The organism is Synechococcus sp. WC101, from assembly GCF_047461555.1.
GTDB lineage: Bacteria > Cyanobacteriota > Cyanobacteriia > Thermostichales > Thermostichaceae > Thermostichus.
This window is the reverse complement of sequence record NZ_JANSHG010000100.1, coordinates 1-9,548: the sequence shown is the minus strand read 5'-3', so window position 1 is coordinate 9,548 and position 9,548 is coordinate 1. Positions and strand designations below refer to the sequence as shown.

The window sequence follows — 9,548 nt, the reverse complement described above, 5'->3', positions numbered from 1 at the left end:
ATCCAAAGAATGAGTCGGCATTCCTTTCTCTCCTTCCTCTTGAATACCTGTACCCTATTTTAAATTAAAAGGCTGTATCTACATTGGCGAGTCGGATCACTGACAAAATAAGCTTCTCTACCTGGCTCTGCTGGAGCTGGCCCGTCGGCGGGGCATGACGGGCGGTACCATGGTGAGAGCCATTGCCAGCTTTGGCCACAACAGTCACATTCGCAGCAGCAACCTTCTCGAGCTTTACACAGATCTGCCCATTTTGGTAACGTTTATCGACACGCCGGAGAAAATCAAGGCCTTTCTGCCGGATGTCAAAAACCTGGTGCGCGACGGTCTAGTTACTTGCCACAGCGTCCAAGTATTCCATCACGCTCCTCAGCCCCAGCCATAGTCCCGATCCCCAGTTGGATTGCCCGTCCTCAGGAGCTGGCTATGTCCGATTCTGCTTGGCGCTTTATCTTCCTCCTCGGGATCGTCAGCCTCTGCGCTGACGCCACCTACGAGGGGGCCCGCAGCATCTCCGGAGCTTTTTTGGGATCCCTGGGGGCCAGCGGCACGGTGGTGGGGCTGGTGGCCGGCGGGGGAGAATTGTTGGCCTATGGGCTGCGCCTGGGCGTGGGCTACTGGAGCGACCGGCTCAGTAGGGATCCCTCTCGGCCCAGTCGAGGGCACTGGCAGCTCACCACCCTGGGCTATGTTGTCAACACGGCGGCGATCCCCGCTTTGGCCTGGGTGGACAGTTGGCCTTGGGCCGCTTTGCTTTTGCTGGCCGAGCGCCTGGGCAAAGGGATCCGCACCCCGCCGCGGGATGTGTTGCTCTCCCATGCGGCTCTGCAGGTGGGCCAGGGCATTGGGTTTGGCCTGCACGAGACCTTGGATCAAATCGGGGCGGTGGGGGGGCCGCTGCTGGTGGCAGGGATGGTTGCCGCCGGCTACGGGTTCCGGGGTGGATTCTTGGCCTTGGGGATCCCGGCGGCCCTGGGGCTGGGGGTGCTGGGGCTGGCCCGATGGCTCTATCCCACCCCGCGCGACTTTGAGCCGGAGCCGGAAACCGCTCCAGCACAAGGCTTTTCCAGGGTCTTTTGGCTCTATCTCATAGCAGCGGCCTGTGTGGCCGTGGGGTTTGCCGACTTTCCCCTCATTGCTTTCCATCTGCAACGACAGTCGGGGAGCGAGGAGGCAGGGATCCCCTTGCTCTACGCCCTGGCCATGGGGGTGGATGCCTTGGCGGCCTTGGGCTGTGGCTGGCTGTTTGACCGCATCCGGCTGGGGAGCCTGCTGGGGGCGGTGGTCCTGTCTGCCGGTTTTGCGCCGCTGGCCTTTTCCGGCAGCTACGGGCTGGCGGTGGTAGGCATAGTGCTCTGGGGGATTGGCTTGGGGGCTCAGGAATCGGTCATGAAGGCGGCAGTAGCCGGCATGGTGGCTCCCCAGGCGAGGGGCTTTGCCTTTGGGCTGTTTACCAGCCTCTACGGCCTGGCCTGGTTTTTGGGCAGCGCCCTGATGGGGGTGCTCTACGATCTCTTCCTCCCAGCTTTGGTCATCTTCTCAGTAGCCGCTCAAGCCGTGGGGGCAGCTATCCTATGGATCCTAATCCTGGGGGAACAGGCTGGGGCCGGGCGATGAAAAAGCCCTGCACCAGGTCCACCCCGTGGTCGCGCACCCACTGCAGCTCCTCTGCCGTCTCGATCCCTTCGGCCAGGGTGACGATCCCCAGCTCTTGGGCCAGCTCCAGCACCTTTTGGGCAATCACCGCCTTGTAGGGATCCCCATCTACGCCGCGAATGAGCTCCCTATCCAGCTTGATGACATCTGGCTGCAACCGGTGCAACAGGTTTAGGGATCCGTAGCCGGCGCCCAGGTCATCCAGCGCCACCCGAAAGCCCGCCTGCCGGTAAAACCGCAAAGTCCGCTGCAAATGATCCAAATCGGGGCTGCGGTCGGATTCATTGACCTCAAACACCACCCGTTCTGGCGGGATCCCGGCGCGGCTGATGGCCCAGACAGTAGAGCGCAGGCAAAAGGCTGGGTCGTAAATGGCCGTGGGGCTGAAGTTGATGAACAGATCCCCCTCGAGGCGGTGCTGGGTGGCGGCAGCAATGGCCGTGCGGCGGGCAGCCAAGTCCAGGTGATAGAGCAACCCGGCTTCGCGGGCCGTGGCAAAAAGCAAGTCCGGGCCAATGACCTTGCCCTCTCTGTCCAACCCCCGCACCAGCGCTTCGTGGCCCACCACCCAAGCGGGATCCCGCGCCCGGACAATGGGCTGGAAATAGGTGGTGAGGCGGTTTTCCTTCAACAATTCCAACAACAGCTCGGCTTGGGTGCGGTGGAACAACTGCAGCAACGACTCCACCCGGGCGCAATCTTGCCAGCAGGGATCCCTATCCCCAGGCAAAAACAAGGCGCGGCTGGCCTGCATCTCTTCTTGGGAGAGAACCTCGGCCATTGTCTCCAGGGTCTTCTTGAGGGCCCCCTGGGCAATGGCAACAACTAGGCCAAGGTCTTCCAAAAGTTGAACGGGAACCTCTGTCTTGGCCTCCAGGGCCTGCCAGATTTTCCGGTGGGTATGAGGAGTGGGCAGCCAGAGAAACAAACGCCCTGCCTCCTGCAAAAAGGTGGGCAGAGCTGGGCAGTCAAGACAAGACATGGGGGCTTAGGGAGTAGCCATGCAGGCCCACCGAGGTTACCTATCTTACTTAGCAGTATGTCCCGCCTTCCCGAAAAAAGAAGCCAATCTTACGGAAAGCAAACTGGGAATCCCCAGCGTCAGGACAGGATCCCAATCACAACTCGGCCCCGTTCGCGTTCCGGCCAGCCTTAGAATTGATCCTTCATACCCCGCAGCCGGGCAAAAACCCGCACCGGATCTTGAGCGCCCGTAGCCGCCCGCAAAGCCGGCTGATCCCAGCGCAAAAAAGGATTGGTGCGGCGCTCTTCGCCGATGGTGCTGGGGACAGTTGGGGATCCCGCCTGGCGCAGGGCCACCACCTGTTGGTAGCGCGCCTGCAAGTCGGGGTTGTCCCCATCCACCGTCAGGGCAAACTTGAGATTGTTCAAGGTGTATTCGTGGGCACACCAGACCCGCGTGGCTTCCGGCAACTGCCGCAGTTGATCCAGGGATCCCAGCATCTGCTCCGGGGTGCCCTCAAAGAGGCGCCCGCATCCCCCGGCAAACAGGGTATCGCCGCAGAAGAGATCCCCGCTTTCGGGAAAGTAGTAGGCAACATGTCCCCGCGTATGGCCGGGCACAAACAGCACCTTCGCCTGCCGGCCCGCAAATGCCACCGTCTCTCCCGCCTGCAGCTCCACCGTCTGGCCCGGGATCCGTCCCCGATCCGCCTGGCTGCCGTAGACGACGGCACGGGGGTAGCGGGCCAAAAGTTGCAGGTTGCCCCCCACATGGTCGTGGTGGTGGTGGGTGTTGAAGATGGCCACCAGCTCCGCCCCTAGCTCAGCCAGTTTATCCAGCACCGGCTCGGCCACTGTCGGATCCACCACCGCTGCCGTGGCCGTCTCGGGATCGTGCAGCAGATAGATGTAGTTGTCGCGCAGGGCAGGCAGTTGCAGAATGCGCATAGCCGGCTAGTCCTCAAAAATGGCCTGCTCTACATCCTGGCGGCTTAGCGAATAGGGAAAAGACAGAGTTTTGGTGTTGCCATCAGGATAGGTATAGCGCACCCAAATGCTGGTCTCCTCCAGGCGCAGGCAGGCTTTCCAGCCGGGCCGCTCGCAAAACCACTGCTCCACATCCTGCGGGTCACGGGTGCAGCCCTGATCCTCCAGCCAGCGTTCGATGGCGTGGAGCGGGTGATTGTAGAGAGGCGTAGTTGCAGGAGGCAAAGGCATGGCGAGATGGCGCGCAGAGAAGCCGTCGAACAAAACAAAAGTTAACAACCTATTCCATTCAAGCACCTTATCAATGGGAAGCCCTGAGCGCTTTGTCTTAACCTCATCCACAAGCAACCGGAGTTGGTCAGCCCACCCCACCCTCCCGTAGCCAGGCCAAAGCAACCGCCAACACCAAACACGCCACGAAGGTGGAGCCCATCAGCAGCAGGGCGCAGAGCTCGCCCGCCGAGAGAGGCCGGGTTTCCATGCGCAGCTCCAGAGAATCAGCACCGGGGGATCCCATGTTGGCCGTCACCGCCCGCAGGCTGGCATCGTAGATGGCCCGTTTTGCCGGGTTGCTGAGGACAAGGTAGGCTTCCTGGAGTTCTTGGAAGCAACGAATCGCCACCTCTGGCGCCAGAGGAGAAGTGTCGGGATGGTAGCGTTTGCTCAACTGCCGGTAGGCCCGCCGAATGTCCTCAGGAGAGGCCCCTGGAGACAAGCCCAGCCGCTGGTAGTAGGTAAGAGAGGTCAACGAGCGCATGCAAGTCGCTGAACAGCCAAGACTGGGAGGTAGCAGAACAGCTCTCAAGAGAGCCTGACCCCAATGTAAACCACTCTTCCGGCTATGGGGATCCCTATTCTTCTCCCTCCTCTTCTTCCGACTTGGCTTTGGGGTAGTAGAAGCCGGTGTTGCGACCGCTGAGGATGGCGCGCCCAATGGTCATCGCCCGCTGGGCCTGAAGCTTGGCTTTGCCCAGCCAAACCGCATACCGCCTGCGACTGCGGGCTTTGGAGGTTTTCTTCTTAGGAACAGGCATAGCTTGTACAAAAACACAGCTTTACTAGGCTAACACTGAGTTTGCACGCTCGATCCCAATCTAAACCCGGCCCAATAAAGCGGGTCAAGCTTTTTCCGGCAACTCACAAAGGGCGAGCATCTCTGCTCAGTCTTAACTGTTGAGATCTGTCAACTCCTCTGTGCCAACCTTCTCAATCCCTTCTCCCAATGGCCTTGGAATCGGTAGAGTATAGGACATCTTCTGGGAACAGGCGCCCAGGTGATGCCGGTCACCGCCCCGCTTTTGGGTGCAAGCTGAGAATGGACTGTGGCCACCTCTTCGATCTAAGAGATCGCTCAACCATGCGCAGCCTCTCTTCCATTCTGCTGTTCGGGATCCCGCTGCTGAGCTTGGGTTGGATGGGGATCCCGGTGGCTGCCCAATCCACCAATCCGGAGCTGTGCCAGAAGTTTCCCCAAGACCTTCGCTGCAATCTCTCTGCCCCCAGCCAGGTAGGACAAGCGCCTCAACCCACCACTCGCCCGCGCGTTGCGGTTTTGGATTTTGATTTCAGCAGCCTCAGCAATTCCTACAGCCTGCGCGAGGCATCCCGGGGGGTGAGCGATCTGCTGGTGGATCGGCTGGTGAGAGATGGCACTTTTTCCGTCATCGAGCGCTCGCGGCTAGATGCAGTCTTGGCCGAGCAGAACCTGGGTCGATCTGGGCTACTGGACGCCAACACTGCTGCTCAGGTGGGCCGCATCCTAGGAGTCGATGCCGTGATCCTCGGCAGTGTAACCCAGTTTGATGTAGCAGTGCGTCGTTCTGGAGGGGGGGCACCGGTTCTAACCCCTTTTGGCAACTTTCCGCTGGCAGTGGGGGTTGAGTCGGTGGACGTCGATGCCAACGTGCAGCTCAACGCCCGCCTGGTGAGCACCAGCACTGCCGAGATCTTAGCCGTGGTTGAGGGCAAAGGCAACGCTAGCCAGTCGGATAGCACGGTTGCAGTGGCCGGCTTTGGCGGCGGATCTGCTACCAGCAATGAAGAGAAGCTGCTGGTTTTGGCCAGCCAACAGGCGGTGGAGCAAATTGCCCAGCAGTTGGCTGGCTTTGCCGAACGCTTAGCGGCCCAGCCCCGCTCTTTGCCAACGGTTGATGCCCTAGTGGCCGATGTCTACGGCAACCAGGTGATTTTGAACAAGGGCAGCCGCGACGGCTACCGCGTGGGATTGATCCTTTCTGTGGAGCGAGTTGTCCGCGAGGTTAAGGATCCGGCCACAGGAGCAGTCTTGCGCAAGTTGACCGAGCCAGCCGGGCAGATCCAACTGACAGAGGTGGACACGGCCTCCAGTGTTGGCCGCATTCTCAGCGGCTCCGGCTTTAAGGTCGGAGACGTAGCCAAGCCCCTGAAGTGAAACTTCAAAACAACCTAAAGTTGCTTTCAAAGTTTTCAGCATTTTTTCCCAGGCTGGGCCTGAAGCTTAACTGCTTCCGTTACCTCGGTTTAGGCAAACTCTGAGAAGATAGTTAGCAAGGCTAGCCCAGAAGTTGGGCAGCTACGGGCAATCAGAGCAGCTTGGCAGGGAAAGGATGAAAGCTTTTGTTGCAGGGGCTACGGGAGAAACGGGGCGGCGTATTGTCAAAGAGCTAGTGGATCGCGGCATCCCGGTACGGGCGTTGGTGCGCAGCCGCGAGTTGGCTGCTCAGGTTCTGCCCCCCAAAGCGGAAGTGGTGGTGGGGGATGTGCTGGATCCGACCACGCTGGAGGCTGGCATGGAGGGATGCACGGTGGTGCTCTGTGCTACGGGAGCCAGGCCCAGTTGGGATCCCTTGCAGCCCTACCGAGTGGACTATGTGGGCACCAAAAACTTAGTGGATGTAGCCAAAGCCAAAGGGATCCAGCACTTTGTTTTAATTTCCTCCCTGTGTGTTTCTCGGCTGTTCCACCCCCTCAATTTGTTTTGGCTAATCTTGGTCTGGAAAAAGCAAGCCGAAGAGTACTTGCAAAAAAGCGGCCTCACCTACACCATCATTCGGCCAGGGGGCCTGAAAAACCAGGACAACGAAGATGGCATTGTCCTCTCCAAGGCCGATACCCTCTTTGAGGGCAGCGTCCCTCGCATCAAAGTTGCCCAGGTAGCTGTCGAAAGCTTGTTTCAACCGGCAGCGAAAAACCGCATCTTGGAGATCATCGCCAAGCCCGGCGTTCCCAACCGCGAGTGGAGCGACCTCTTTGCCCTGGCAAGCTAGGTTCTGTGCTGTTAGCCATCAAAGGGTGCCTTATCTGAAGAAAAGTAGCATGAGAACCTTCCCCTTAGGGCTGAGGGCGTTATAATCTCCCCAGCCCTAGCGGAGATCCCTGAGATGGCTGTGCAACTCTTGCCTCAGTGCGAAAACTTACGGGAGCACGTTGAAACGATTCTAAACCTCTGGCAGCAGGATCCCACCCTTTCAGGAAAGCAAGATACAACCCGAATTCAAGCTTCGCTGAGCAAGGCTATTTCCCCAACCTTTGAGATTGTCTTCGCCGGTGCTTTTAGCGCCGGCAAGTCGATGTTGATCAACGCTTTGCTAGAAAGGGAGCTTCTCTACAGCGCCGAAGGACACGCCACAGGGACAGAGTGCTACATCTCCTATGCAGAGCCTGCCGCCGAGAGGGTAGTACTCACCTTCCTCAGCGAGCACCAGGTACAGGAACAGATGGCTGCCTTCTGCACTCGCTTGGGCTTAGCCCTGCCCAGTGGCAACAACCTAGAGGAAGCCACACTCAATCGCCTAAAAGAGCAGGCTGAGGCCATTGTTCACCAAGAGGGCGGCAAAAGCAAGTCGGAACGGGCAAAGCAAGCAGATGCGCTGCGCTTGTTAATTGAAGGTTTCCAGCAAAACCGCGCCAGAATTCACCCAACCGAAAACAGAGTCTTCTCGATGGAACAGCTTAACCTTGGCAACCTAAGAGAAGCGGCCAGTTTTGCCCGGCGCGGTGCCAATAGTGCAGTTCTGCGGAAGATCGAGTACTACTGCCATCATCCTCTATTAGAAGACGGAAACGTTATTGTCGATACCCCTGGAATCGATGCTCCGGTTAAAGCGGACGCCGAGCGCACCTATCAAAAAATTGCCGATCCAAACACTTCCGCAGTTGTCTGCGTCCTCAAGTGTGCTACTACGGGTGAGCTGACTAAAGAAGAAACAGAACTCATTGAGCACATCCAGAGCAGCGACAGCATTCGGGATCGAGTTTTTTACGTGTTCAACCGCATTGATGAAACTTGGTACAACTCCCAGCTAAGGCAGAGATTAGAGGCTATCATTGACCAACAGTTTCGCCAAGCCCGCCTATTTAAAACCAGCGCCCTGCTGGGCTTCTACGGCTCGCAGATCAAGGCAACGACTCGAGAAACGAGGTTTGGCCTCGATACCATCTTTTCGGAAAGTATAAAGGAGCTGGGTGGCAGAGAGCAAACACCTCAGTTTATTAGCGAGTTTGTTAAGTACTGCAGCTCTTCAGGAAGACTTGTTGGATCCCCCTTCCGCCCTTCCGTGCATGGCTATGAGACTCCTATCGATAACTACATTCGAATTCTAAACGAGTGGGGCATGCCCCTAGTTGAGTACATGATCAAGGATAGCGGCATAGAAGAATTCCGCAGTGGGATTACTCGCTATCTGACGGAAGAAAAGCGACCGCAGTTGTTTATAGCTCTTGCCGATGACCTGCAGCCTCTGTGTATTGAGCTCAGAAAGTCCTATATAGATCTTTATGGAGACTTGGATAGCCAGCCGAGAGAAGTTGACAGCATGATTGCCCATGAGTTAATGCTCATTAACCAGCAGTTGAATAAAATTGGTCAAGAGTTCGACGAACATATTCAAACTATGGTCAACGAGATTATTGACGGAACAGATAAAGAGTTTGAGTCTGACTTTCGAAAGCTGCAGGCCAAGATGGTGCGCAGGCTGGATGAGCTTCTGGACACATTTTCAGTAGACAATGCCTATAGCCAAGCTGTCTGCATCCACCACCGTAACTCCACAGCTCCCTTTTTGGCTGTCCTGGTTGAAGCCCTTTACTACCTGTCAAACCATCTAGAGGATATACTGGTCGAGTCTGCCACCACAGTTGTAGAGAACTCCTTTCGCCGGCTTATCGATCGTGTACGCAGTGCAGACTACTACAAGCAGTTGTTTCGCCTACTGGGATCCGACGGTGACCTAGAGAAGAAACTACTAGAGGTTAGGGAAAAAGTTCGCACTGCATTAGTCAGCGGTGCTCGTAAGGAGTGCGATCGGTATCTAAGAGAAAGTCCTCGTTTCTATGATGAGGGTACTTTCTCAATCTATCAGTTCCGGGAAGTTCTGAAGCAAACGTCTCAGTCCTACGATATTTCGGCTATTCGAGATGCCGAGCCCGGGATCCGGCAATTGCTCAAGCTTGACTTTGAGCCCAAAGTCGTCCAGACAATACGCTCTAACTTCCGGCAAGAAACCAACAATACCCTCAAGACTCAGCTCTTGCCCGTTGCTAAGGAAGTGGCTAACGAAATTCTGCAAAAGTATCCCGAAGCAAAGCAATTTATGGAGGCGACGCTTAGGAAAGAAGCAGAAGAAAGAATTGCCTTAAATCAACAGCGTCTAAGGGATCTAGAAGCAAAGATCGATAGCTACAACCAAGCTGTTTCTGGGATCAACCTATGCTTACAGGCTATGGGCTTAGGTCGCGAACTTTTGCCCTTGATTTCTGTACCTAAGCCTTCTTTGACCGGCGAATCAGCCGACACCTCAGCAAGTTCTCCCGAGCAGCCAGCCAGCAAAAGCGGGCCAAGTGATGAGGTCTCTGACTTAGGCAAGATTTTCCCTGAGCTGGACAGCATACAGCCTGTTAAGGGCTCAAGGGGTACAATAGCAGCACTTAGCAAACCAACTTCGGAAGGAGGATGGATTGATCAG

9 protein-coding genes and 1 pseudogene are annotated in these 9,548 nt (G+C 57.0%); 5 read left to right on the top strand and 5 right to left on the bottom strand.

Features of this window, described 5'->3' with window-relative positions; all coding sequences use genetic code 11:
• Positions 1–118 precede the first annotated feature (118 nt).
• Positions 119–385: pseudogene (locus NW809_RS08135) on the top strand (DUF190 domain-containing protein); the annotation flags it as partial.
• A 41-nt stretch (positions 386–426) separates the two neighbouring features.
• A complete protein-coding gene (locus NW809_RS08130) occupies positions 427–1,617 on the top strand; it encodes an MFS transporter (RefSeq protein WP_011429999.1) in 1,191 nt (396 codons plus the stop codon).
• Here the strand turns inward: NW809_RS08130 and NW809_RS08125 are convergent.
• The 5 genes from NW809_RS08125 to NW809_RS08105 form a co-directional block, all read right to left on the bottom strand.
• On the bottom strand, positions 1,568–2,638 hold the full coding sequence (locus NW809_RS08125; protein WP_414401907.1) for an EAL domain-containing protein: 1,071 nt from the start codon (positions 2,636–2,638) through the stop codon (positions 1,568–1,570). The genes NW809_RS08130 and NW809_RS08125 overlap by 50 nt on opposite strands.
• Before the next feature lie 170 nt (positions 2,639–2,808).
• Positions 2,809–3,567 (bottom strand): hydroxyacylglutathione hydrolase, encoded by a 759-nt coding sequence (gene gloB, locus NW809_RS08120; RefSeq protein ID WP_011430001.1) that lies wholly within the window; start codon positions 3,565–3,567, stop codon positions 2,809–2,811.
• 6 nt (positions 3,568–3,573) lie between these two features.
• Entirely contained in the window at positions 3,574–3,837 is a 264-nt protein-coding gene (locus tag NW809_RS08115; RefSeq protein WP_041438969.1) for a DUF3143 domain-containing protein, read from the bottom strand.
• Between the two features lie 127 nt (positions 3,838–3,964).
• Positions 3,965–4,363, bottom strand: a complete 399-nt coding sequence (locus NW809_RS08110; RefSeq protein WP_011430003.1) for a J domain-containing protein — start codon at positions 4,361–4,363, stop codon at positions 3,965–3,967.
• Positions 4,364–4,457: 94 nt separating this feature from the next.
• Positions 4,458–4,640: a 50S ribosomal protein L32 gene (locus NW809_RS08105; RefSeq protein ID WP_011430004.1), complete on the bottom strand. Its 183-nt coding sequence runs from the start codon at positions 4,638–4,640 to the stop codon at positions 4,458–4,460.
• 323 nt (positions 4,641–4,963) lie between these two features.
• On the opposite strand from NW809_RS08105, the gene NW809_RS08100 reads away from it, so the two are divergent.
• The 3 genes from NW809_RS08100 to NW809_RS08090 form a co-directional block, all read left to right on the top strand.
• Positions 4,964–6,016: a CsgG/HfaB family protein gene (locus NW809_RS08100; protein WP_414401906.1), complete on the top strand. Its 1,053-nt coding sequence runs from the start codon at positions 4,964–4,966 to the stop codon at positions 6,014–6,016.
• 175 nt (positions 6,017–6,191) lie between these two features.
• Positions 6,192–6,851 carry an SDR family oxidoreductase gene (locus NW809_RS08095; protein ID WP_414401905.1) on the top strand — a complete coding sequence of 220 codons (660 nt, stop codon included), beginning with the start codon at positions 6,192–6,194 and terminating at the stop codon, positions 6,849–6,851.
• Between the two features lie 114 nt (positions 6,852–6,965).
• On the top strand, positions 6,966–9,548 hold a 2,583-nt coding region (locus tag NW809_RS08090), incomplete at its 3' end, for a dynamin family protein (RefSeq protein WP_414401904.1).

What these genes read in the sequence shown, in the direction of transcription:
- NW809_RS08130 (WP_011429999.1), top strand. Translation starts at nt 427, where the DNA reads ATGTCCGATTCTGCTTGGCGCTTTATCTTCCTCCTCGGGATCGTCAGC.
- NW809_RS08125 (WP_414401907.1), bottom strand. Translation starts at nt 2,638, where the DNA reads ATGTCTTGTCTTGACTGCCCAGCTCTGCCCACCTTTTTGCAGGAGGCA.
- gloB (WP_011430001.1), bottom strand. Translation starts at nt 3,567, where the DNA reads ATGCGCATTCTGCAACTGCCTGCCCTGCGCGACAACTACATCTATCTG.
- NW809_RS08115 (WP_041438969.1), bottom strand. Translation starts at nt 3,837, where the DNA reads ATGCCTTTGCCTCCTGCAACTACGCCTCTCTACAATCACCCGCTCCAC.
- NW809_RS08110 (WP_011430003.1), bottom strand. Translation starts at nt 4,363, where the DNA reads ATGCGCTCGTTGACCTCTCTTACCTACTACCAGCGGCTGGGCTTGTCT.
- NW809_RS08105 (WP_011430004.1), bottom strand. Translation starts at nt 4,640, where the DNA reads ATGCCTGTTCCTAAGAAGAAAACCTCCAAAGCCCGCAGTCGCAGGCGG.
- NW809_RS08100 (WP_414401906.1), top strand. Translation starts at nt 4,964, where the DNA reads ATGCGCAGCCTCTCTTCCATTCTGCTGTTCGGGATCCCGCTGCTGAGC.
- NW809_RS08095 (WP_414401905.1), top strand. Translation starts at nt 6,192, where the DNA reads ATGAAAGCTTTTGTTGCAGGGGCTACGGGAGAAACGGGGCGGCGTATT.